The 24,770-nt window shown below is 41.1% G+C and carries 21 protein-coding genes and 1 pseudogene; 7 read left to right on the top strand and 15 right to left on the bottom strand.

Going from position 1 to position 24,770, the window contains the following annotated elements:
- The first annotated feature begins 41 nt into the window (after nt 1–41).
- Nucleotides 42–1,784, top strand: coding sequence for a chloride channel protein (locus tag BKM01_RS01515; protein ID WP_072360494.1), 1,743 nt, complete (start codon nt 42–44; stop codon nt 1,782–1,784).
- On the opposite strand, the gene BKM01_RS01510 is transcribed toward BKM01_RS01515, so the two are convergent.
- The 3 genes from BKM01_RS01510 to cgi121 all read right to left on the bottom strand — a co-directional run bounded on the left by BKM01_RS01510 (nt 1,765) and on the right by cgi121 (nt 4,747).
- The gene (locus BKM01_RS01510) at nt 1,765–3,045 is read right to left on the bottom strand and encodes a tRNA (N(6)-L-threonylcarbamoyladenosine(37)-C(2))-methylthiotransferase (RefSeq protein WP_233125700.1); all 1,281 of its coding nucleotides are present in this window, start codon (nt 3,043–3,045) and stop codon (nt 1,765–1,767) included. The genes BKM01_RS01515 and BKM01_RS01510 overlap by 20 nt on opposite strands.
- 30 nt (nt 3,046–3,075) lie before the next feature.
- Nucleotides 3,076–4,164, bottom strand: coding sequence for a class II fructose-bisphosphatase (gene glpX / locus BKM01_RS01505; RefSeq protein WP_072360497.1), 1,089 nt, complete (start codon nt 4,162–4,164; stop codon nt 3,076–3,078).
- A 73-nt stretch (nt 4,165–4,237) separates the two neighbouring features.
- The gene (cgi121, locus tag BKM01_RS01500; RefSeq protein WP_072360499.1) at nt 4,238–4,747 is read right to left on the bottom strand and encodes a KEOPS complex subunit Cgi121; all 510 of its coding nucleotides are present in this window, start codon (nt 4,745–4,747) and stop codon (nt 4,238–4,240) included.
- Nucleotides 4,748–4,922: 175 nt separating this feature from the next.
- On the opposite strand from cgi121, the gene thrC reads away from it, so the two are divergent.
- Together thrC and leuS are read left to right on the top strand one after the other, a co-directional pair.
- Entirely contained in the window at nt 4,923–6,125 is a 1,203-nt protein-coding gene (gene thrC / locus BKM01_RS01495) for a threonine synthase (protein ID WP_072360501.1), read from the top strand.
- Between the two features lie 12 nt (nt 6,126–6,137).
- On the top strand, nt 6,138–9,023 hold the full coding sequence (gene leuS / locus BKM01_RS01490; protein ID WP_072360503.1) for a leucine--tRNA ligase: 2,886 nt from the start codon (nt 6,138–6,140) through the stop codon (nt 9,021–9,023).
- Between the two features lie 33 nt (nt 9,024–9,056).
- Here leuS and BKM01_RS01485 read toward each other — a convergent pair whose 3' ends face one another.
- From BKM01_RS01485 to BKM01_RS01460, 6 genes are all read right to left on the bottom strand, one after another.
- Complete coding sequence (locus BKM01_RS01485; RefSeq protein ID WP_072360505.1) at nt 9,057–9,974, bottom strand: energy-coupling factor ABC transporter ATP-binding protein; 918 nt, start codon at nt 9,972–9,974, stop codon at nt 9,057–9,059.
- Nucleotides 9,971–10,732, bottom strand: coding sequence for a cobalt ECF transporter T component CbiQ (gene cbiQ / locus BKM01_RS01480; RefSeq protein ID WP_072360507.1), 762 nt, complete (start codon nt 10,730–10,732; stop codon nt 9,971–9,973). Before cbiQ ends, BKM01_RS01485 begins: the two co-directional genes overlap by 4 nt.
- Before the next feature lie 21 nt (nt 10,733–10,753).
- The gene (locus tag BKM01_RS01475) at nt 10,754–11,182 is read right to left on the bottom strand and encodes a C2 domain-containing protein (protein WP_233125692.1); all 429 of its coding nucleotides are present in this window, start codon (nt 11,180–11,182) and stop codon (nt 10,754–10,756) included.
- A gap of 71 nt (nt 11,183–11,253) precedes the next feature.
- The gene (gene cbiM / locus BKM01_RS01470) at nt 11,254–11,874 is read right to left on the bottom strand and encodes a cobalt transporter CbiM (RefSeq protein WP_072360510.1); all 621 of its coding nucleotides are present in this window, start codon (nt 11,872–11,874) and stop codon (nt 11,254–11,256) included.
- 78 nt (nt 11,875–11,952) lie between these two features.
- A complete protein-coding gene (locus tag BKM01_RS01465; RefSeq protein WP_072360511.1) occupies nt 11,953–13,116 on the bottom strand; it encodes a PGF-CTERM sorting domain-containing protein in 1,164 nt (387 codons plus the stop codon).
- A 211-nt stretch (nt 13,117–13,327) separates the two neighbouring features.
- Nucleotides 13,328–13,933: a hypothetical protein gene (locus tag BKM01_RS01460; RefSeq protein WP_072360512.1), complete on the bottom strand. Its 606-nt coding sequence runs from the start codon at nt 13,931–13,933 to the stop codon at nt 13,328–13,330.
- A 180-nt stretch (nt 13,934–14,113) separates the two neighbouring features.
- Between BKM01_RS01460 and BKM01_RS01455 the strand changes: the two genes are divergently transcribed.
- From BKM01_RS01455 to BKM01_RS01445, 3 genes are read left to right on the top strand one after another with little or no spacing between them, the layout of a single operon-like run.
- Nucleotides 14,114–14,623, top strand: coding sequence for an ArsR family transcriptional regulator (locus tag BKM01_RS01455; protein WP_072360513.1), 510 nt, complete (start codon nt 14,114–14,116; stop codon nt 14,621–14,623).
- Nucleotides 14,620–15,408: a DUF7839 domain-containing protein gene (locus BKM01_RS01450; RefSeq protein ID WP_072360514.1), complete on the top strand. Its 789-nt coding sequence runs from the start codon at nt 14,620–14,622 to the stop codon at nt 15,406–15,408. The genes BKM01_RS01455 and BKM01_RS01450 overlap by 4 nt, the downstream gene beginning before the upstream one ends.
- Nucleotides 15,409–15,417: 9 nt before the next feature.
- Entirely contained in the window at nt 15,418–15,951 is a 534-nt protein-coding gene (locus BKM01_RS01445; protein ID WP_072360515.1) for a metallophosphoesterase, read from the top strand.
- Nucleotides 15,952–15,956: 5 nt separating this feature from the next.
- Here the strand turns inward: BKM01_RS01445 and BKM01_RS01440 are convergent, their stop codons facing one another.
- The 4 genes from BKM01_RS01440 to BKM01_RS01425 all read right to left on the bottom strand — a co-directional run bounded on the left by BKM01_RS01440 (nt 15,957) and on the right by BKM01_RS01425 (nt 20,315).
- Complete coding sequence (locus tag BKM01_RS01440) at nt 15,957–16,190, bottom strand: hypothetical protein (RefSeq protein WP_013038109.1); 234 nt, start codon at nt 16,188–16,190, stop codon at nt 15,957–15,959.
- Nucleotides 16,191–16,264: 74 nt separating this feature from the next.
- Nucleotides 16,265–16,831: an RPA family protein gene (locus tag BKM01_RS01435; RefSeq protein ID WP_072360516.1), complete on the bottom strand. Its 567-nt coding sequence runs from the start codon at nt 16,829–16,831 to the stop codon at nt 16,265–16,267.
- Nucleotides 16,832–18,382 (bottom strand): hypothetical protein, encoded by a 1,551-nt coding sequence (locus BKM01_RS01430; RefSeq protein WP_072360518.1) that lies wholly within the window; start codon nt 18,380–18,382, stop codon nt 16,832–16,834.
- A 94-nt stretch (nt 18,383–18,476) separates the two neighbouring features.
- Entirely contained in the window at nt 18,477–20,315 is a 1,839-nt protein-coding gene (locus tag BKM01_RS01425; protein ID WP_072360520.1) for a cation:proton antiporter domain-containing protein, read from the bottom strand.
- A 165-nt stretch (nt 20,316–20,480) separates the two neighbouring features.
- Between BKM01_RS01425 and BKM01_RS01420 the strand changes: the two genes are divergently transcribed.
- Nucleotides 20,481–20,900, top strand: a complete 420-nt coding sequence (locus tag BKM01_RS01420; RefSeq protein WP_072360522.1) for a DUF22 domain-containing protein — start codon at nt 20,481–20,483, stop codon at nt 20,898–20,900.
- 10 nt (nt 20,901–20,910) lie between these two features.
- Here the strand turns inward: BKM01_RS01420 and BKM01_RS01415 are convergent, their stop codons facing one another.
- Nucleotides 20,911–23,106, bottom strand: coding sequence for an amino acid permease (locus tag BKM01_RS01415; protein ID WP_072360524.1), 2,196 nt, complete (start codon nt 23,104–23,106; stop codon nt 20,911–20,913).
- 259 nt (nt 23,107–23,365) lie between these two features.
- Nucleotides 23,366–24,769 (bottom strand): annotated as a pseudogene (gene mtbB / locus BKM01_RS01410) ([dimethylamine--corrinoid protein] Co-methyltransferase).
- Nucleotide 24,770: the final 1 nt, after the last annotated feature.

The raw sequence follows: 24,770 nt of genomic DNA, 5'->3' as shown, positions 1-24,770 counted from the left end.
TCCTTTCCTTATTATTTTCTTATTTATGAAGGCGACCTTTTTTGAATAACCTCAAAAACGAGTTACAGAATCGGTATTACACCGAAGGGTTCATTTCTAATTTCCTTGCCATAATAATAGGAATAATAACAGGCCTGGCTTTTGTGGCCTATGATCAGGTTACCTTTTACTTTACAACCCTTTTTTTCAATACCCCGGATAACAGCCTCCCTAAATATATCATCCTCCTCCCCGCTGCCGGAGGATTATGTGTTGGCCTGATATCCCATCAATTTATGAAAAAAAGTCGTTGTGGAGTTGCAGAGGTTGTAGAGGCAACAGCTCTGCAAGGCGGGAAGATACAGAGTAAATTTGCTTTTTATGAAGTATTCCTTTCAATGATCTCAATCTGTACAGGAGGATCAGTGGGCAAAGAAGCTCCCGGCATACTTGCGGGAACCGGTGTAGGAGCCACTGTGGCCAACCGGTTGAAAAGTCCGGACCACCGTTTCAGGATATTAATTGCCTGTGGGGCATCCGGAGGAATTGCAGCGGCATTTCATGCCCCTCTTGCCGGAGTGGTTTTTGTAGTAGAGGTAATTCTTGGAGAATTACAGGCGAGAACCCTGATACCGGTAGTTCTTTCTTCAGTGTTCTCTACCCTTGTAACTGATATCATTTTTGGAATCCAGCCCATACAGGTTTCTTATTACGGGATGGAGAGCCCGTTTCGCGAGCCAATACTCTACATCATTATGGGTGTACTTGCAGGCATTGTGGCTGCAATATTCATAAAGTGTACATATCTAACCCAGGATTCCTTTGAAAAACTCCCGATTAAACCCTATTTAAAACCAGCCCTGGGTGGACTTGTTGTCGGATGTATCGGTTATTTCTATCCCCAGATATTCGGAATCGGTTACGATGTCATCAAACAATCCTTAAACAACGAACTTGCCATGCAAATGTTGTTGATATTGCTTGTCCTGAAAATAGTGGCATTTGCCTTCACTGTTGGTTCCGGGGGTTCAGGGGGAGCAATCGTACCATCCCTTTTTGCAGGTTCCATGCTGGGAGGGGGTTTTGGAAATCTGGTGAATTATATTTTTCCTCTTTATACAGCACCTGCGGGAGCATATGCCCTTGTAGGGATGGGGGCAGTTTTTGCGGGAGTTGTACGGGCACCCCTGACTGCCATGCTTATCCTTTTTGAATTGACCCGTGATTACAGCCTTATACTGCCCCTTATGTTGACCTGTGTGATCAGCAATGTAATATCAACTCACCTTCATGAAGAGTCGATATATACAGAATTGCTCAGGAGAAGAGGACACGTTATCAGGGCAGGTACCAAGATTAATTTGATGGAATCACTGACTGTCAGGGATAATATGGTAAGGGATGTTTTAGTCCTTAACGTAAGAGATACAACTGCCAATCTTCTTAACCTGATGCAGAAAAGCAAACATGCAGGTTTTCCTGTACTTGACAATCAGGGAAAACTTGCAGGAATTGTTACCCTTCATGATATGCGCGACAAAGTAAAGCAAGGGGAACTGGAAAAACCAGTTATCCAAATAATGACTGAAGATGTTGCTACTGCATATCCTGATGAATCCCTTGATATCGTACTCAAAAGACTGGCAGCCCATGATGTGGGCAGATTACCTGTTGTCTCCAGAAATGATGGAATAAGCCTGATCGGAATAATAACCCGCAGTGATATCGTGAAATCCTATGACCGGGAAATAGTTAACAGAATGCAAACCGGTGAAGATGATAATCTTAAACCGGGTAGCCTATAAAGTAACCCGGGGTTGCTTCCTCTATCTTCACCCTGCAACGTTGACCCGGACAGAATTCACCTGCTTCAGGGATCACAACAGGTTTATAAGAATCAGTGCGGGACATCAATCCTTTTACCTTTGCCTGTTGTGAGATGAATACATCAACTTCCCTTCCTACCATATCTTCCTTTTTTCCGAGTTTGATTTGATTACAGAGACGATGGAGTTTGCCCGAGCGCTCCACAACGATACGTGTATCTATATTTCTGAATTGCAATGCTTCAGTGTGCGGCCTGGGTGTGTAACGTGAAATATTTACCTTATCAGGGCGATAGGTTCGAATCCAGTCCAGTGTAAGTTCGAAATCCTCCTCATCCTCCCCGGGAAAACCCACAATAATATCTGTGAAAAAGGTACTTTCGGGAAATGCATCCCTGAACTTTTCGACTATAATGTTTGCCTGTTCCATTGTATGTTTGCGTTTCATCCTGTCAAGCACTTTGTCCGAAGCTGACTGGATGGGAAGATGTAAAACTTTGTATATCTTTTCACTTGAATAAGCCTCTAACAAGTCATCCAGAATTTCAAGTGTTGAAGCAGGATTCATCATACCCACACGTAGCCTGAAATCTCCGGGAATTGCAATAATCCTCTCAAGCAGTGCAGGCAGATAAATACCTTTATCCAAACCATACTGAGCATTGTCCTGGGATGTTAGCCAGATCTCACTGCATCCTTCGTAAACAGCCTGCTCGATGTCGGTAACGATTGAATCGGCATCGAAGGAGTAAAGGGGACCCCTGGCAAGTGTAACAATACAATAGGAACAACGGTTATTGCAACCCTGTGATATCTGGCAGATATGGATATTCGGACTGGACCTCTTACGGGGAACATTGAGTAAACCTTCAGGAGAATCATCAAAGACACTCATGGGCCTCAATGAGAGTCCCCCCAGCCTTTCATGAACCCGGTTGAGAATTACTCCGAGCTTAAGAAGGGAATTCATGCCCAGGACATGAACCTCGGGATTATTTTCTAATATTTCGTCCATTTGGACCTGAGGCATGCAACCTGTGACAATTACTTCCCTGCCCTGAAGACCCCATTCCTTGATCTTGTGCAATATCTTCTGCTCTGTAGTATCCTTGACTGTACAGGTGTTGCATATGATTACATCAGCTTCTCTTTCAGATACAAGCCTGTGGCCCAGACCCACCGCTTTAGCTTCAAGGATCTCGGAAGAGGACTGGTTGGCTGTACAGCCAAAGGTTGCTATATGTATATTTAACAGAACAAAATCTCCATATTATAGCCTGAGAGGCGTGCTTTCCTTATCATGTATATATACCGAATCTGAAAATTTGACAACACCCGAACTACCCATTGATATACTATGTACCCTTGCGTCCCCATAACCAAAAAGGTTGGTGCCTTTGAGGAAATGCCCGGAGGTCACACCAGTTGCAGCAAAGATTACATCTTTACCGGGTACAAGTTTTTCAGTGTCAAGAATATCATTCATGTTGTCTTCGTTTATACCCATCTTTTTAAGCCGGGGCATCTTTTCCTCTACTTCCCGGGCAATTACATCATCGGGTTTGCGATTGGCAACTGAAGGCAAAACCAGGCGTGCAAGAACCTTTCCACCCAGGATCTTCATTGCAGAGGCTGTAAGTACAGCTTCACCCGAGCCACCCGAGCCCATTACCACATGAATACCTGAGCCACGTATAGCCGTTGATACGCCGGGCATGAGATCACCGTCGGAAACCAGATTTACCCTGGCACCGGTTTTCCGGATTTCCTCGATTTTATCCTTATGACGTTCACGGTCCAGAATCACAACCACAAGTTCCTCTACACTGCGGTTTAAAGCACGGGCCACTATCTCAAGATTGTCAATTGCCGGGGCGTCCAGATCAATTTCCTCGCCGGGGTGTTCTCGTTCATACTTCACGACTTCCGGACCCACCACGATTTTATCCATATAGACATCTGGACCGTGGAACAACCCGTTGGGTTCGGACATGGCCATAACTGAGATGGAACCCGGTACACCGTCTGCACAGAGGTTGGTACCTTCCAGCGGATCAACTGCAATATTAACCTTCAGGTCGCCTTCCCCTGTTCCGACTTCTTCACCAATATAGAGCATTGGTGCTTCATCCCTTTCACCTTCACCAATCTTGATGACACCCCTGATATCCAGGCAATTGAGCATTCTGCGCATTGCCTCCACAGATACCTGATCGGCATAATTCTTGTCACCTTTGCCTATCTGATGGGCAGCAGCAATAGCAGCAGCTTCTGTGACATGGATCAGTTTTGGGAGTAAGGCACTTTCTATCGGACCGGCATTTTTCATAATATTCTCTGCAGTCTTCGGGTGTGGCATTAATAATCCTCTCATTTGATAGATATATAGATGAATAATCTGTATGTACTTATTAATAAGTTTACCAATGGTCTTATTTCAGGATGTCCACCAGTGACACTCGCTCCATCACAATGTCAGGTATCCGTGATACTCCGATTGCGTCTGTCTCTGCATAACCGATTCTGAAATGACCCCTTACAGCCTCTTCCTTTTGGGCTGAATAATCGATCACTTCAATCCTGGAGACCATTGAATCAAGTGCAGGTAAAACAGCATCTACTTTATTTTTTTCACCCAGGACAAGAAAAACAACAGAAATATCCCCTTCCTTCATGCCCATAGAAAAAGCTTCAACAATCTGTCGTTTTCCGGAAGCATACCGGAGAATTTCAACCCCCAGGTCCCTGGCCACATTGCTGCCGGATTCGAATGCTCTTATGGCTTTTTTTATTGCAAGTTCGATATGGGCCGTACCTGCTATTTTACCTGCATCCATTGCCTGTATGGTAACATCATACTCATCTGCAAAATCATTCAGTTTTTGCAAAAAGGCATTCAGGTCATCAATAAAAAGAGTACCCTGAACTGTCTTCCAATACATGGTGGATGGATGGGGCTTCCCTACAATAAAGATAACGGTGGTCTTTCAACAGATTTAATAACAATTACATAATAGAACGGGTCAGGCGCCATTTCCGAGTACTTTATTTATATTGGAATTGATTAGGTTATAAGATTCACCCTATTAAAGCTTTAGAACTATCAGGAGAACTCCAATGTACTATTTAAAATGCATCGAATGCGGTAAGGAATATCCTAAAACAGAGGTCCTGTATACCTGTGAATGCGGCGGTTTGCTTGATGTAATTTATGATTATTCTCAAATTGATATAAAAAAGGAAGATTTAGAGGGAATTGCACTTTCTGTATGGAAATATGCAAAACTTCTTCCTGTTGACATAAAACCTATAACAATACAGGAAGGTGGCACACCTCTCTATAAATGTGACAGGTTAGCCGAAAAGATCGGGGTCAGGGAACTATATGTCAAGCATGAAGGCATGAATCCTACCGGTTCCTTCAAGGACAGGGGTATGACCGTAGGTGTCAGCAAAGCCCTGGAATTAGGGATGAAAACAATTGCCTGTGCATCTACAGGTAATACTTCCGCAGCCCTTTCCATCTACGGTGCAAAAGCAGCAGTTCCTGCCGTTGTACTGTTACCGGAAGGGAAAGTTGCACTGGGCAAGGTTGCGCAGGCCCTGATGCATGGCGCAAAGGTGCTTAGCATACGCGGCAATTTTGATGATGCTCTGGAACTTGTAAGAGAACTCTGCGATGAGGAAAAGATCTACCTCTTAAACTCCATTAATCCCTACAGGCTGGAAGGACAGAAAACAATAGGTTTTGAGATCGCAGACCAGCTGGATTTCCAAATGCCTGACCGACTGGTACTTCCGGTAGGTAATGCAGGAAACATTACTGCCATCCATAAAGGCTTCAAAGAATTCAAGAAACTGGGAATTACAGATAAAGTCCCACAGATGATGGGAATACAGACTGAAGGTTCCTGCCCAATAGTAAAAGCCGTAAGGGAAGGAAAAACTGATATTACCCCTGAAAAGAACCCCGAAACTATCGCAACAGCAATCCGGATAGGGAATCCGGTTAATGCCAGAAAGGCCCTTATAGCAATTTCCGAATCAAATGGTGGTGCGGAAAGTGTTACTGACGATGAATTGGTGGAAGCCCAGATAGACCTGGCACAACTTGAAGGAATCGGTGTTGAACCTGCAAGTGCCACCTCAATTGCCGGCCTGAAAAAACTTGTAGAGACCGGAGTAATAGGTGCAAATGAATCCGTGGTCTGCGTGACTACAGGTCACCTTCTCAAGGACCCGGAAGAAGTAATATCCGTTGCACCAAAACCCATTGTAGTTGATGCCACAATGGAGGCTATCAGAAAGGTCCTGTACTGAGGGGAAATGATAATGGAACAGAACTACAAACCTGCAACCATTGAAAAAAGGTGGCAAAATATATGGTCTCAGGACAAAGTATTCGAGGCCGAACCTGACAGCCGGGATAAATATTTCATAACTATTCCCTACCCATATCTCAATGGGAATCTGCATGCAGGCCATACCAGGACCTTCACCATCGGGGACGTTATTGCAAGGCACAAGAGGATGCAGGGATACAATGTACTCTACCCGATGGGATTCCACGTAACCGGTACACCCATTGTAGGACTTGCCGAACTAATCACAAACAGGGAACCTCAGACGATGGAAGTCTATTCTAAGTTCCACGGCATCCCGAAGGATATCCTCGAAGGACTTGATTCTCCGGAAAAAATCGTGGAATATTTCAGTGTGGAAGCAGAAAAAGCCATGCGATCCATTGGATATTCCATTGATTGGAGAAGAAAGTTCACTACAACCGATGAAACATATAAAAAATTTATCGAATGGCAATACAATCTGCTTTACGAAAAGGGACTGATTGTAAAAGGTTCACATCCTGTCAAATGGTGCCCCAATGATGACAATCCTGTGGAAGACCATGACATCCTCAGGGGAGAAGAAGCCACTATCGTGGATTATACCCTGATCAAATTCACCTATGATGGAATGGTATTACCCTGTGCTACCCTGCGTCCGGAAACCACATTCGGGGTCACCAACCTCTGGATAAACCCTGATGTGGAATATGTCAAGGCGAAAGTGAAAACCGACGAGTATGAAGAGACCTGGATTGTAAGTGAAGAAGCATACAACAAACTTACCTACACAGATCGTAGAGTCGAATTCATAGAGAAAATAAGTGGCCTGGACATCATCGGAATAAAGGTCAAAAACCCGTTGACAGACTCGGAAGTAATCACCCTGCCGGCATCTTTTGTCAGGGGAGGTAACGGAAGCGGAGTTGTGATGAGTGTGCCCGCACATGCGCCTTATGATTATCTGGCCCTGAAGGACCTTTATGATAAAGATCTTTCAGAATACGGTATTACAGAAAATCTCCAGAATATCCAGCTCATACCTCTTATCGATGTTCCTGAATACGGAGAGTATCCGGCAGTTGAAGCGGTAGAGGAATTTGGAGTACAGGATCAGGATGATCCAAAGGCCGAATCTGCAACAAAGATGGTATATCGGCGGGAATTCCACGGAGGTACCCTGAAAGAGAATACCGGGAAATATGCAGGCACGAAGGTCTCAAAGATAAAGGATCTTCTTACACAGGATTTGATCGATGAGAAAATCGGTGAGATATTCTATGAATTCAGTGAACCTGTGGTCTGCCGCTGTGGAACTCCATGTGTAGTAAACATGGTTAAGGGCCAGTGGTTCCTCAATTATTCCAATCCTGAATGGAAGGATAAAGTATACCGCTGTATAGAGAATATGGATATAATTCCCGAAGAACTGAGGGTAGAGTTCAATAATAAGGTTGACTGGCTAAAAGACAAGGCCTGCGCCCGTAAAAAAGGACTCGGAACACGCCTGCCCTTTGATAAGGACTGGTTGATCGAATCCCTGGGAGATTCCACGGTATACATGTCTTACTACATAGTTGCAAAGTTTCTCAGTGAAGATATTAAGACCGAGCAACTGGTGCCCGAACTCTTTGATCATGTGCTTCTTGGAAAGGGAAGTGTGCAGTATGCAGCAGAAAGAAGTGGAATTGATGCCTCTGTAATTGAAAGCATGCGAGAGGATTTCAATTACTGGTATCCCGTCAATCTCAGGTCCTCAGGAAAAGATCTGATACCAAACCATCTCCTGTTCTTCCTTTTCCATCATGTTGCGATATTCGGAGAAGAGAACTGGCCTCGTGCCATTGCAATCAATGGTTTTGTATCTCTTGAAGGACAGAAAATGAGTAAGTCCAAGGGACCACTGCTAACACTCAGTGAGGCAGTGAAAGATTATGGTGCGGATATTTCCAGGATGTATATCCTGTCCAGTGCAGAACAGACACAGGATGCTGACTGGAAGAACAGTGGTATCGAGTCTGCCAGGAGACAGGTGGACAGGTTCTACCATTTTGCAAAAGATACTATCGATACCAAATGTACCTCTGGAGCCTGTAAGGAAAAACAATTGATAGATAGGTGGATACAGAGCCGCCTGCAGCAACGTATCAGTGAGACAAACGAGGCACTTAAAAGTATACGTACCCGGCAGGCCCTACAGAATTCTTTCTTCCTGCTTCTTAATGATGTGAAATGGTATCAGAGAAGAGGAGGAAAGACCCTCCAGTATGATATACTCGATACATGGGTGCGCCTGATGGCACCTTTCACTCCCCACATATGTGAGGAAATCTGGAGTGAAATGGAAGAAACGCAAGGTTATGTATCCCTGGAAAAATATCCAGAGTATGACCCGCAATTTATAGACAGGGATGCCGAAGCTGCAGAAGAGCTGATCAGCAACACTTTTTCAGATGTTGAGGAAATAATAAAAGTCACCGGTATAAAGCCGCAAAAACTTGTCCTCTATACAGCCTCCCAATGGAAATCAGAAGCTTTTAAGCAGGCTCTTGAACTCCAGCTACAGGGAGATCTCAACCCGGGAATTCTCATAAAGAAACTCATGCAGGACCCCGAAATGAGACCTTATGGAAAAGAAGTACCAAAATTTGCAAAGAAAGTTGTTGATGACATAAAAGCCATGAAAGAAGATAAATTCGAGATGGTATGCGGTTTCAACCTGGACGAAAAAGAAACACTGAAAGAAGCAATAAGTTTCTTTGAAAAGGAAATTGGTTGTGAAGTGCAGATCACCAGGGAAGGAGAAGAGACGTATGATCCCGAAAAGAAAGCCCGCTTTGCAGCACCAATGAGGCCGGCTATCTATCTTGAATGATATGGGAAATCAGACGGGTATTGGTTAAATATATTAATCATTATCCGTCTGTAATTTTGTAAGCTCTTTTATGTTTTCATAAGCAGAACTATTCATATTCAATTGAATCAAATTATTATTTTGCTGCATTGTGCAAATAAGATTTTCTGCGGCCTCATTCACAGACAACGGATGTTGGTTACAACTATAACCAAGGTGTGCTAACATATAAAATAACTGCAGAGTGTCAGGCGATTCTAGATTTTGTGCTGCTAACAATTCCTTGTCAGAGAATATTTCATAAGGAGTACCTTCAGCAACCACTGTTTGATTCAATACATATATCCTGTCAGCAAGCCGGGAGATTGTATTTACATCATGAGTTACAGTGATAATAGTCGTTTGTTTATCTTGATTAAGTTTTTCAAGTAAATTGATCAATTCTGATTTACTTCTGGGATCCAGGTTTGCTGTGGGTTCATCAAGCACTATAATTTTAGGTTCCATTGATAGAACTGCAGCCAATGCTACCTTTTTCTTTTGCCCACTACTCAGATGGTGGGGGACATATTGCTCAAAATCTTCCATTCCTACCCTTAAAAGAGCATTTTTTACCCTTTTATCCACTTCATCCTTATCCAGTCCCATATTTGCGGGGCCAAAAGCTACATCATCATAAACAGTCGGCATAAAGAGCTGGTCATCGGGATCTTCAAATACCACACCCACATTTTGAATCCTTTCTACAATATCCATTGAAGAAATAGATTTATCGAATATCGATACAGAGGGGGAAGGGGTTTTCACCGTCCCATTTATATTTAATAAAAGCGTGGTTTTTCCAGCACCATTTGGACCCATTATGGTAACTTTTTCACCTTCAAATATCTTCATATTAACATTATTCAATGCTTTTTTCCCATCCGGATATGAATACTCTAGTTTGGATATGCATATTGCTTCTTTTTTCATAGAATCACCGGATAAATATGGAATAAAAGAGCTATTACAATAAATGAGATGCCCATAGTATAATCCTTTAGCTTCATATTATATTCGAAAAACAATTGTTGAGCACCGCCATAACCTTTGGAAACCATGGAACTGTGAACTCGATCTCCCCGTTCATAGCTCCTTATAAGCAATCCTCCAATCATATTTCCTATTAAAGATAAACTATATTGATTGAGTCCAAAGACAAACCCTTTCGATGAAAGTGCCTTTTTCATGTTCTGGAATTCATCAATAATTACAAATATATACCGATAAGAAAAAGCAATCATCTGGACAAAGACATTGGGCAGTTTCATCATATAAATAGCTTTGATTATTGCATCAAATCTGCTTGTTGAAAATATCAAAAATGCAAGTAATAAAGCTGCAACGCCTCTAAAAAATATCAAAGATCCAAGATATACCCCCTCAAAAGTTAAATCTACGAGGGGTAAATTTAGAATGTCATTTCCTTTAATTGTGAAAGCCATTACAAAAAAAATCGAAAACAGAAATAGAACAGGATACTTTAGGTGCCTATATACGAATTCTGGTGGTAATTTTGCTAGTGACACAAGAATAATTGAAAACAATATAGCTAATATTGCCAACGAAATATTTTCAATAAAAACAAAGGAAAAGATAAGGGTTGTAAATGTAATTATCTTGGCCCGTGGATCAAAATTGTGTATTATTGATTCTATTCCAGAATACTCATCAACCCTTGGATAATTCATTCCTTTGCTCCCAAAATTCAATTATTTTTCTTCGTATTTCTTCTTCATTCTTCTGGCACTTATCATCATTCCTACACCAGCAATACCTGCAAGATATCCAAAACCTGCAACAATGCCGGCAGACAATGGCAGACTTGAAGAAGTACCTGATGACGAGTGAGTAGATGATTTACTACTTATATCTATTTCTTTTTCTGCCTTATGACCAAAATCAGAAGCAACTACCCTGTATTGCTCTTGACCCTCTTCAGGACTGAAGGAATAGAAGCCATCTGTGTCAGTCGATACATCTTCAATATAAAGGGTTTCTCCGCTTTCATCAATGATATAAACTGTGACCTCGGCATTCTTCATCGGATCATCGCCTCCATAATATGCCTTTACCTTTATATTGCTCTCCGATTTTTCTACTACATCCATGAAGACACTATGTGCTGAAGCGACTGGCATTAATATTAAAGATAATACCAATACAAAAAACATAATTTGCTTGAACCTAGAATTCATTTTTATCACACTCTTCACTTATTCAATTTGACAGGCAATAATTCGGGTTTCACTTTTGCCAGATAAGTTACTACTGAAGCAGTTACGATTCCTTCAATGATCATTACCGGCAAATGAGCTGCTGCGGCTACTCCTGCTACGCCTAAAAATTCCTCGCCGGTGGTCAACAAACTTATAGAGAGAAGTATTGTAGTAAAGAAAACTGCTAGACCTCCACTTATGCCTCCAATTATTTTTTCAGATAAACCGTAATCTACCCCTTTCTTGAAAATGTAAAAACACAACAGGGCAGGGATTCCGACATTCATAGTATTGACACCAATGGTTGTTACTCCACCGTGCTGGAAGAGGAAAGCCTGTAAAGTCAAACCTACCAACATTGCAACATACGCAAGAGGACCCAGAATCACACCAACAAGACCATTAAATATCAAATGTACGCTTGTAGGCCCTAAGGGAATATGAATAAGAGAAGCAACAAAAAATGCGGCTGTCATTACTGAAAACTTAGGAATTTCTTCTACCACATCAACTTCCCTATACCTCCACCAGAAAGACAGTATGGCTATGACTATAGTTACAACCCAGCCACCGCTTATGGCAGTGGTGGAGAGGATACCATCTGATATATGCATTATTTAGTTCACTCCTGAATCAACATATATTTGGGAAGGAGAGAATAGGTAAAAGATACCTATAACCCTCCTGAAAGTTTACTGTCTCTTTAAGTACCCTACAGCAAGCAGTCCACATACTGCCATCAAAATTCCAAAACCAGGTGTCTGATTGGATGTGGCGGAAGGTTCCTGTTCGCTTTGTTCTTCATTAGATACCTCACCAGTGGTTGCAGAATCTTCCGTTGTCATACTTCCTCCAAGTTCATCCGTGTATTTTACAAGATGGGTGCCGATGTGTCCAACCTCATGGAAATTTTCGTGAAGGGATTCAGCATATTCCTGATGGGAGGCAGGAGTATTGGATTCAACAGTGTGGACAGCGTCAGCGTTGGAATTGACTATTTCCTTGAGTTCATCTATTTCAGATTCAATGGCTGCAATCTCGGAATTTATTTCATCTGCATTGTTTTCAGTGTCGGAATACAGGCCTTCGAGGGTTTCCGCGTGGGAGAGAATATGTTCACCGATATGTTTCATATCATGGGTGGAAAGATGAACAGATTCGGCAGTGGCACGCAGATCTTCATCCAGTGCTTCATCGTCTGCAATCCGGGCTGAGTCAACATGCAGAGTATCGGAAAGTTCAACAAGTTCACCGGCATGCTCTTTAACTTCCATCAATGCATTGGAGCTGTCATGGTCAGCTACATGGGATTCACTACCTCCAAGTTCATCCGTGTATTTTACAAGATGGGTGCCGATATGTCCAACCTCATGGAAATTTTCGTGAAGGGATTCAGCATATTCCTGATGGGAAGCAGGAGTATTGGATTCAACAGTGTGGACAGCGTCAGCGTTGGAATTGACTAGTTCCTTGAGTTCATCTATTTCAGATTCAATGGCTGCAATCTCGGAATTTATTTCATCTGCATTGTTTTCAGGGTCGGAATACAGGCCTTCGAGGGTTTCCACATGGGAGAGAATATGTTCACCGATATGTTTCATATCATGGGTGGAAAGATGAACAGATTCGGCAGTGGCACGCAGATCTTCATCCAGTGATTCATCATCTGCAATTCGGGCTGAGTCAACATGCAGAGTATCGGAAAGTTCAACAAGTTCACCGGCATGCTCTTCAATATCAGCAAGGGCATGAGGAGCATCGGAGTGAGATTCGTGAGCCGTTGCGGTCAAACATGTCGAAAAGACAAGTAAAAATGATACAAAAAGTATTCCATATTTTCCATTTAAAGATCTCATACAATCACCTTTAGAGTTATATTAAACAAAACTTGTTTTACAACTCTTGGTGATACAAAATATTATAATAAAAACACAAGGATTTGGGTAATACATGTTATCCAAATGGGTAACATAGAATTTTGGAAAAGTCGATGTAAAAGACATACTAAGAATTAAGAAATGAAAGAATGATAAATAATTGACTTCAATAAAAAAACTGGACGAGCAATTACATAGTCAATTTCAGCTGTTTTGTCTTGGGAACCAGCCCTTCCAGATTTACAAAAACTTTGAGTATCGGCAAAAGAACTACTCCAGTATATTGAAGATAGCTATCATCTTCAACTTTTAACTCATAAGCTGGGTCTACTGAAGGTATTGTGATTCGCGTTATGGAATTACGAAAAGGCCTAATATCTTTTTCAGGCACTTCTATTATAGGATTGCCCTGTTGCACTGCACCCATAATAGTATTTTCATGAAAACCCATTGATTTTAACTCAGCTCTGAAAACTGGCCTTTCCAACAGATAAGAAAATACATAGATTGCTACATAGATGCGTTTGGATGCAGGAACATCTTTCAGATGATGGCCCATAAGAGAATAAATATTATCTTCTTCTTTCTCAACGTTATCTGAAAGTTTATAGGTCTTTGATGGAGGCACCTCTATTTCATCAAGTTTTTTCAGATCTCTCAGTGCCCTCAAATAACCGGTCATGATCAAACGATGTTCATCAATACCTTCTGATTTGAGGTCTCTCGTGATGCCACTAATTGAAAGCTGTTGGTTATCAAGCAACCTGAAAATTTTAGAATACAGTGCCTCTGTCATAATAACTGAACAGTATTGTTAACAGGATTGAATAAATGTAACGGTATAGATGTATGAAGAAAAACTGCGATAAGTATCAATACAAATACTACAACACATTTATTAATCTTAAGACCATATTAGTATAGCTGTATTAACCTTTTCTAAATCGAATCAATAACCTACATATGAGGTTTTGTGATGCCCAGGAGAACCCGAATAATAAACGACCCATCTGAAATGGTACCCCTCCTACAAACATTCAGGTCAAAGGAGCATAAACATGTCTTCAATGCACTCAGTTCAGAGTGGATGACAAAAGGCCAGCTTGACGAAAAAATGGGAATTGACACAGAGGAAAGTATCGATATACTCCAGAAATGCGGGTTACTGGAAAGCCAGTGGCGCATGCCCAAACCTGGAGAGAAACCGGATAAGGAATATCACTCATCGTATTCAAAAGTACAGGCGAATTTCCAGTGTTCTTTTGACGACCTCAGTGAAATAATTACTTTAACATTCACTCCTTACGAAGAGATAAAAGATCTGATAGAAGAACTTGAAAAGGAAGTAGAAAGTGGCAACCATTCTATGAGTGCTCTTACACGTAAGCTCAACAGAAGTGCATTATACATAAGATCCCTTGCAAGAAGAGCAAATGGGTTAACGGTTATGGGCCAGAGATTGAAAATAAATGAGGAAAAGAAATGATTGACATTCTCCAGAGTAAAAGCGGCATTACCAAATTCCAGATACTTATCGAAGTTGCCGCCCATCAACCCAATGTCAGACAGAAGGAAATAGCAGAGAAAGTCGGAGTGACACCACAGGCAGTTTCAGAATATATCAAAGAACTTACATCTGAAGGATATATTTATTCTGATGGAAGGGTACGTTACAGAATTACAAAAAATGGAGTAGAGTGGGTCCTGGAAAATGCTGCTGACATGAAAAGATATGCCAAATTCGTAATGAGTGATATCATAAGCCATGTATCTACCTGGACTGCTATTGCCGATGAAAATCTGGATAAAGGCGAAGATGTCTATCTTCATATGAGAAACGGTTTGCTATATGTTGACACTAAAGAAGAAGCAGATGCCCGGGGTGTCACCGTATCTGATGCAGAAGAAGGAGAAGACGTAGGTGTCACCAACCTTACCGGGATGATCGATCTGGAAACGGCAAGTATTACAGTCTGCAAGATTCCCCGCAGCGAAAGGCAGGGCTCCAGAAATGTAGATTTGGAACGATTGAAAAAACTCACCGAATCAAAGGACTATATAGCGGTGATTGGAGTTGAATCGCTCGTGGCACTCAAAAAAATTGGAAGTCAACCCGATGTTATGTATGGGGCTAAGGAATCGGTCGTAGAAGCTGCATTCCATGGGCTTTCATCCCTTGTGCTTGCAATAGATGAGCAGGTCCCGACTATAATGAGTAAACTTGAAATGGAAAACCTGGAATACGAACTTGTAGACCTGAGTCTTCATTAAGGTAAAAACATGAAGATACTAGTTATTTCAGATACACATCTCAAAAGTGGAGAAATTCCTCCTGGTTTGAAAAGCCTGATTGACAAGTATGACATGGTAATACATGCAGGGGATTTTACTACACTTGAGTGTTATAAGGCTTTCAACGAGACAGGGAAACTCAAATCAGTATATGGAAATTCTGATACATACGAATTAAAAGAGATACTTCCCGAAACCCTGCAACTTGACATTGAAGGTGTAAGTGTAGGCGTGGTCCACGAAGCCGCCCTATCAATAAATGACACAACTGCCCTGCGATACAAAGCCCTTGAAATGGGTGTTAATGTGCTTATATTCGGCCATATTCACAGCCCAATCCTGGAAAAAACAGATGTACTGGTATTGTGCCCCGGCTCCCCGACATCACCCCGCATGTCAGACCCTATGGCCGCCGAACTAAATATTGAAAACGGTGAAGTAAAAGCAAGATTTATAGAAATTAAAGGAAAATCCTGTGGATTTGTCGGATTTTCAAGAGAACTAGAAAAAGCGGACAATTAATCCGTTTACTTTTTCCCATCAATCGTTTCTATTTTAAATATAACTCCAAGCCCATTGAGGCTCAGGTGTACTTTATCCCCAAACTGGAGGATTTCCTCAACATGAACATTATTGCCCCATTCATAGACATAATCATAATATCCCTGAATTGGTTTAAACCCCAGAGACAGAAGGCGACGGTTAACTTCAGAGGGACTTGCACCTTCACTGTTAAACCACACCAACAGATAAGTTTTCACAAATATCACCCGAATAAAAATAGATTTACTCATTTATTATACTTATGCAAAAAAAGGTGTGCATAAAGCACACATCAAATCTGTTCTTTCAGGGATTTCAGAGCATCCAGTACCATGGATGAATAACTTCCCTTATCGGTATTGTAATGTTCTTTAGCACGAACCACATATGTATCCGAACCATCCAGGTTATGTAATCTATTAATTGTCTGAATGGCAGTATCGACTACCCACATGTCCCGTGTGTTACCATCAACTATACTTATGGATTCTGGTCTTATGGAAGTAATAGTGTCCCCATCAGGAGTCTCATAAACACTGGGTTTGCCTGCAACAGCTACAAATGCGGGAGTTTCACATTCTGAAAGCAGTTGTGCTGCTTCCGGTTGATACTGACCTGCATATATTGTGAAGGTACCTGTAGGATCTGTAACCCGACCTCTCCAGTATTCCGCTTCATTGCCTATATTTTCCTTCTCGATAAGAGTCCCTACAATAAAAAGGCGATTTACCCTGGCCCCGGTTGGTGTTAACAGATACTGAGGAGAATAAACATCGTCACCTTCCCTGAATGAGAGATCCGAATTCCTAAACTCTTTTGCAAACATTCTTTTTGCTACTTCACGTACATAGGTAGACATTTAGGCCACCTCCAGATCTGCAATAAGCTCATCAACCTTTTCCATATCAACAGTGGATAATGGTTCAATGGATTTTGCTATTAAGTAACGATCAGCAAGCGATCCTTCCACACAATAATATTTTCCCACAAGGTCCTCACGCATTTTGCTTACCACTACCGTTTGATCAAGGGCATCTGCTGCAAGATTAATTGCTTCCTCAAGAGTGATACCGGTCAATTCTTCGGTAATTTCCCTGTTCAGAAGAACATCCTGCACAGTTTCCCCATTATCAAGCACAGCTTTGATACGCAGATCATAATTCCCATCAACCTTGCCGTGCTCCATACAGGCTCCTTTTGTAAGTGCCCTGTTACATTCAGGACAGCGTTTAATAAGACCGGACCCATCCTGGATATCAATCATTGCACCCTGGAAACTATTAGCTCCTACTTCTATTTCTTCAGAAAGAGGTTCAATTGTAGTAGTGCGGTTGAGAATTACCTCATAGTTTCCATTCCACTCATTGACAACAATGTTATTGAAGCGATAAACATGTCCTTCTGCTACATCAGGCAGATCATCACGAGACCACTTGATGAATTTGATAGTGCCTGTTTTGTCACCAAGAATCCCTACCTGGGATATCGCATCATTGGAATTGTCCCATAATTGGACAACCTTGGCTTCAATGTTGGCCCACATGTTTTCCTGACGTAATTCTGAAAGTAAACGGTCTTCAGCCGACCCCTGTGGCTGGAAGGAGGTCTCAATATCTTCTTCCAGAGGCTCAATGCTACTGGTGCGGTTTAGGGTAACTTCATACTTACCATTCCATTCATTGACAACCACATTATTGAAAAGGTAAGATTTACCTTCTTCTACATCAGGCAGATCATCACGAGACCATTTGATGAATTTGATAGTGCCGGATGCATCCCCAAGAATTCCAACCTGAGAAATCGCTTCATTGGAATTGTCCCATAACTGGACGACGTTGGCTTTGAGATTGGCCCACATGTTTTCCTGATTCATATCTGAAACCTGACATTCTTCAGGAGAACCCGCAGAAGTTGAACCGGCATCAATATCTGTTGCAAGCGGTTCTACAGAACTGGTACGATTCAGGGTTAATTCCAGCTTACCATTCCATTCATTAACAACCACATTACTAAAACGGTATGATTTGCCTTCTTCAACATCAGGAAGATTATCCCTGGCCCATTTGATAAATTTTATTCGACCGGTTGAATCACCGACAAGACCTACCTGGGAAATTGAACTGTTTGAATTGTCCCATAATTGTAATACTTTAATGTCGACATTTACCCATTGGTCTGCTTTCACATCCGCAATATTGGACATTGTTGCGGGTTTTGATTGGTTGAAAAATTCATTCTTGTCGACATTATACTGCTTAAGTAAAACATTTACAGTATTTTTTCGTGCCTCATTGGCGGGAACTTTGAACTTGTTAATAAGTTTATCAAGCCGTTCTTCAATTTCATTCAGAGGAACTTCTATTCCCATATCCTTAAATTGGGTCTGTATACCCTTTGCAATATCTTCCATGAAATCACCTTGACCTCTTGTTTTTCCTTCTAGAGAGGCAAAGGTGAATATGGCGTTTGGGTATATATAGATGTTTGAAGTGGACTGAAAGTAATCAACGCTCAAAAAGGTCTGCAACCTTCTGTGCTGAATCGCCTTCACCAATTACAGTTACAATGTCGTCATATTCAAGTACGACATTTCCATTGGCAATAAAGGATTCATTACCTCTTCTGACCATCAGCAAAAGACTGCTTTCAGGTAATTTAAGTTCACTTATAGCTTTGCCTACAACTTTGGGATTACTTATATGTGCCTCTATGATGTCGGCCCCTTCCCCAACTTCACACATGGAAAACATATGAGGACGGCCGACCATATTGTCCAGCACAAGAGCAGTTGTCATTGCAGGACTCATTGCTCTTATTTCAAGGTCCCAGAAAGCATGAAGATTTTCAATATTATTTACACGTGCAACTATCTGGTCCTTATCAAAATTAAACTTGGTCTTGGCAATCTGGCAAATTAAAAGATTAGTATTGTCTTTGTCAGTAGTTGCAACAACATATTTTGCATGATCAATTCCTGCTTCTTTAAGGACATTAATATCTTCCGCATCACCATGTACAACTCTTATGTCAGATTTCATAAGTTTCTGACAATTTTCTTCGGAAGGATCTACAACCACTACATTTTCCCCTCTCTTTTCAAAACGCTCGGCGAGGATCTTTCCAACCTCACCGCCACCTACAACAAGTATCTCCATTGGAATCACTCCTAAGAACTTAGCTACTCTTTTGGATAAAAAGCCAGTTGTTACAACTGATATAATAACAGCTAAAAATACAAGACCTACCAAAAATTCTCCGCCAATTATACCCATATTGTTGAGTTTTATTGTAAAATAAGTCGCTATAGAGGCCGGGACAATACCCCGTGGACCTATAAATGATATGAATAATTTATCTTTCAACGTTAGTTTTGACTTCAAAGTAGAAATGAATACAGCTAATGGACGAATGAAAAACATAAGGAGGATTACGATAGCAAAACCTTTGAATCCAATATTGACTATATCTTCAAATCTCAGCATCGATGCCAGAATCAAAAAAATGAAAGATAATAAAATTATAACAATATCTGCTTTAAATTCTTTTATTACAGATTTGTTGGGTACATTAGAACTACCCACATATATACCAAAAATAGCTACTGCCATAATGCCTGATTCGTTACCAAAAATTTCTGCTATTACAAAAGTTGCAAGTACCATTGTTATGGTAACTATTCTGGTCGTTTGATCAGTGATAAGAGATTCCATTGACAAAAATCTACTGAGAAGAAAACCACTGGAGATTCCAAATACAACTCCTATAAAAATCCTGAATAAAATAAAAGATAAAACTTCAAAACCTGATAATTGAGATACAATCCATTCAAAAATAAGAGCTGCAAGTATTACACTACCTGCATCATTTAAAACCCCTTCTAATTCAAGCACTTTACTTATCTTATGGTTAGGACGCACCTGTTTAACCATTGGAGTTATAACAGTAGGGCCTGTTGCTGAGATTAAAGCACCAAAAAGAGCTGCTAATTCAAGTGGCACACTGAGCAACATGTGTGTAACAAAAGTTGTCAAAATAAATGTGACTAATACCCCAACAGATATAAGCCTCAAAACACTTTGCTGAACGGTTCGTATATGCCTTAAATCGATATGCAATCCACCGTCAAAAACAATTATGGCCACCGAGAGCGATACAATAACTGTCAAGCCGTTGCCAAAGACCGCCGGATCAAGCATGTTTAATACTTCCGGACCGGCAATAATACCTTCTAAGAGTAGAAACACAATAATAGGAATATTGAAAGATTTACTTAATGTATAAGCCATCACACTCAATAAAAGTAGAAGTACGATTATTTCCATAAAATATATTGAGGTGACCATTTTATCCATCCATAATAAAGAGAATTCAGTTGTACTTTTTATCTACCCTCCGTAAGTCCCACATAATATATAAAAGTAAAACATTTTTTATGCAAAAAAGTATATTAGCATTATCAACAATGTTTGATATATGCTATTTATATTATATTACAATGATGTGATTGGATGCCTTCAGAAATAATAAATGTTGTATCCCGCAAAAAAGGAGAAATCGTTTCAAATAAAATAGAAGCCACTCCTTATGAATTCACAATTGGAACTCAGGCAAGATGGGAAATGATAACTTCTGATGCTGATTTAGAAATAAGAGCTGGAGAATACAAAAAAATTCCCATCAGAGAAATAGTTCTTGAAGCCGATTCATTAGCTATTCCATGTGCCTTTATATACCACGCCATGACATCTGTAATTAATGTCTCTTCCACAAATGGAGCATGCCTTGTGGATAAAGAACGCATTATTAGATATGCATATATATTTGGCCAGGCCACCGGAGACATTAAAGAAGGAGATCTTCTAGGAGTGTTAAATATATTCCCTATCGCATTTACACGAGAAGCAAATATTCCCATGAAGATTTCCTAAAACTATCTTATCAGAATTTTTTTCTTAGCCAATAAGTTAATCCTTCTCTAGATATTGGTTTGGATCTTCTCACAATTAAGACTGGCTTGCTGGAATACTTGGTTATTTTTTGGGATAAACTCCCAAGCAAAGAAATTTTAAATCTTTGATCAGAATCACCAATTATTAATAGGTCTCCAGCATTCCCAAATTCCAAAACCCCGTCAACAATTGAAAAGCGCTCTATAAACTTATAATCTATTGAAATTCTGTCTTCATCCCCGATTATTTTATCAAGACTACTAAGTAATTCATTTTTGTCAATTGATTCCTTTTCAGGATGAGATATATTGATAATTTGGATTGAAGCTCCTGTATTAATAGCCAATCTTTTGGCCAGATAAACACCATAGCTTGAATTGTCTTTTCCATCATAAGATACTACAATTCTGTTAATCTTCTCAGGAAGATAGCCCTTCAAAAGAACAATGTGACTTTTGGAGAAAGACAGGACCTCATTTGTCACATCTCCAATAGAATAATGGAATCGATCAGATTCATGCCATCCCATTATAATAATATCCACTTTTTCGATGTTGGCTTGTTCAACTATTGAATTTGATACAGTGTGATCAAAGGCAATAATATATTCTCTCTCATGACCAAGAAGTATGGGGAAATTTTCAAATTCCTTTTGTAAACTAGACTCTACTTCAATACCGTTTTTATGATAGGCTTCCTGAGCTGCATTCAAACTGGTCTGGCGTGGAACTTTGACCACGTGAAGGCCAATTATATCGTCACCAAGCCAATCTGCCAAATTCAAAAGATCTCTTTCGTGTTGAGGGTTGGAAATAGGGACCAAAACTTTGACCATTGATTCAGGAACAATGGATGGTTTAGATGCCCTATCTTCCAACATATCAAATAAGCTGTAGCCAGGAGCAGCTGTACCTTTACAGTAGAATTGGTACCAGAACAATCCTATAAATATAACAAATAGAACAAAAAATAAAGGCAACAAACCAAGTAAAGGTAACAAAATCAAACTGCCGACAATACCAAAAATTTGTGTGAATGGGAAGAGGGGGTCTTTAAAAGTCGGTTTATATTCCTCAAGAGTTCTTTTTCTGAGAATTATTACAGATATATTGATCAAAACGAAGATTAAAATATTAAAAGTACTACCCAATTTTGCAAGCTGTTCCACATCAAACAACAACAGAAGAAGGATCATTATTATCCCGGTAGTCGAAATTGCACGGGAAGGAGTATCGAATTTTTCATGAATGACTGTGAACCACTGGGGTATCAATGCGTCTCTGCCCATGGCAAATGGAAACCTTGAAGATGACATTATGGCAGCATTTGCCGTGGAAAGTGTAGCAAGCAGACCGGCAAATGCTATGGCCAATTTACCAGAAGTACCGGCCATCATGCCAGCCACATCTACAAGAGGGGTACTGGTATTCACAGCTTCGTCTAAATTCAAAGTCCCGTTGATCACAACCATAACACCAACATAGATCAGAGTTACAACAGCGACTGAAACAATAAAGGCCCTTGGAAGATTCTTGGACGGATCTTTCACCTCTTCAGCAATTGCAGCAAGTTGAGTGATACCTAAAAAAGATATGAAAATAAGACCCGTAGTAGCAAGGATAGAACTGTATCCAAATGGGACTACAGGGGTAAATTTCCCCATATCAAGCATAAAACTGCCTTTAATAATGAATAAGCCTAATATTAATAATAGAAAAATTACTATGATATTTTGTAATGTTCCGCTACTCCTAGCACCTCTGTAGTTAATGATTAAAAGGATTAAACCTGTTGCTATTGCCACAAAATAGATTGGAACAGAATAAAATACCTGAAAATAATCGGCAAGACCTATAAGGGCAAATGAACCTTTAAACATTAAAGCTAGCCATGCACCCAGACCGATAACTATACCAAAACCAGCCCCCATTGCCCGGCTGATGAAGTGATAACTTCCTCCTGCCCGGGGCATACCGGTTGCCAGCTCAGCCATACTTATTGCCGTGGCCATTGAAATTATTCCCCCGAATAAAAAAGAAATTATTGCAGCAGGCCCGGCGCTGGATGTTGCGATTGCAGGAAGAATAAAAATACCTGCCCCAATCATGGTACCTGTACCTATTGCGAATGTAGCAAAAAACCCAAGGCTGCGCCCTAGTCTTTCTTTAGTTTCAATAATTGCCATTTACATCCTCATCAAGATACACAATTTTAAATTATATTTTGAACAATTTAACTGCTTTCATAAATATGGCTGAAGCAGTCTTACAAAATTATATTAAAAATACCCTACCATCCCCAATGAAATTATATTTGATATCCAGAAAGGGGTTCAATTATAAAATATTTATCAGAATAGATCCATGAAAAGAATCATTAATATTTAGCTTAAAAAAAGAAGAAAGAAGTCCCATCTGCAAGAAGCAGACAGAACATTGTTTTAATTAGCCTGTGATTTCCCTGAATTTATCGCAGCAGTTGATTTCAATATCGAGAAGTTTCTCAATATTCATCTTGGATGCGATACCTTTGGCACATCCTGGCACGGATGTAAGTACACCAATATCAAGTTCTTCACGGATTTCCCTCATGACATATTCGTCACTCAGGTCAATTGCTTCAACGCCCAATTTCTTGGAAACATAGTCCTTGGCTTCATTTATGCGCATGTCCTCGGAGAACTGCATCCTGGCAACAAGGTCACCGGCTGCACGCATACCTGTAAGACCGGAAGCCATGATGTGTGAGATTGGCATACCGATTGGGTCGCCAACTCCGATCTATATACCATCGACACCTGCAATCTCGACCATTGCCTTGCTGGCACGGGTTACTGCATCGATTGGTGGAGTCTCGAACATTGGGATACCGCCGACACCCATACCCATGTCAACATGACAGGGGATGTTTGCAGCTGAAACGGCTGCTTTGGTGAAGGTTACTGCACGGGCAAGGTTCCATGCGGAGGACTTGCTGGTGTTGGTGTTACAGACCGGACCGAACACGTTTGCACCGGCTTCTTCAGCAAGTGGCACCTGCTCATGTGGCCAGAGGCCTGCAAGAGCCTTACCTTCGAACTCAAGTTCACCGTGCATACCAAGGGTACATTCTCCGGCCATACCTGCTTCGATGTAGATGTTAGGGAATTCTTCCCTGAGTGCTTTCATCGCATATAGGGATGCATATACGTCCCCGTCACCTGCTGCACCGATGGTATCGAAGTTGACACCGTCACAGCCTACTTTCTGCAGGTGCTGCATGATCCAGGTGATATCACGAGTTGCATGGTCACCGGCATGTTCGATGGATTCACGGGCCTCGTTGATCTTGAAAGCCTTCATGAGGTCACCAGGGTTTTCGAATGGACCATCTGGTGTATAATAGAGACCAAGATTTGGCATTGCACCGTAGAGAAGGGGGACAGTCATATTCTGCTGGCAGACTTCCATTGCCTGCTGTTCCTGAGCAATAACCGGTTTGACAGGCTTGTAACTGTAGTCGATATGACCCAGTTCCATTGTGTCAGCACCAAAGCCTCTCTCGTGCATCATACATCCTACAAGACGGCTGGATGGGATACCTACACCACTGTTACCCTGGTCACCATCGATTCTGAGGGTTCCAATGTCATGGGTTACAGGGATTTCCATACCTGGCTCGACACTGACCATGCGGTTGGGATCCATAATGATATCTGCGAGCTTGTCAAGTTCATCCCCGGAAAGTTCAGGAATGTCACCAAGGTCTGCTGCATCTGCAGTACCTTCCTGAAGGTCTGCAATGATCTGCTCCTTGGTCATGGAGATACGTTCGCCGTCTCCCATCCTTACAAAATATTCATTTGCCATA

Source organism: Methanohalophilus portucalensis (assembly GCF_002761295.1).
Classification (GTDB): Archaea; Halobacteriota; Methanosarcinia; order Methanosarcinales; family Methanosarcinaceae; genus Methanohalophilus; species Methanohalophilus portucalensis.
The sequence above is the reverse complement of the archived record's forward strand: the minus strand, read 5'-3'. Positions and strand labels throughout refer to the sequence as shown.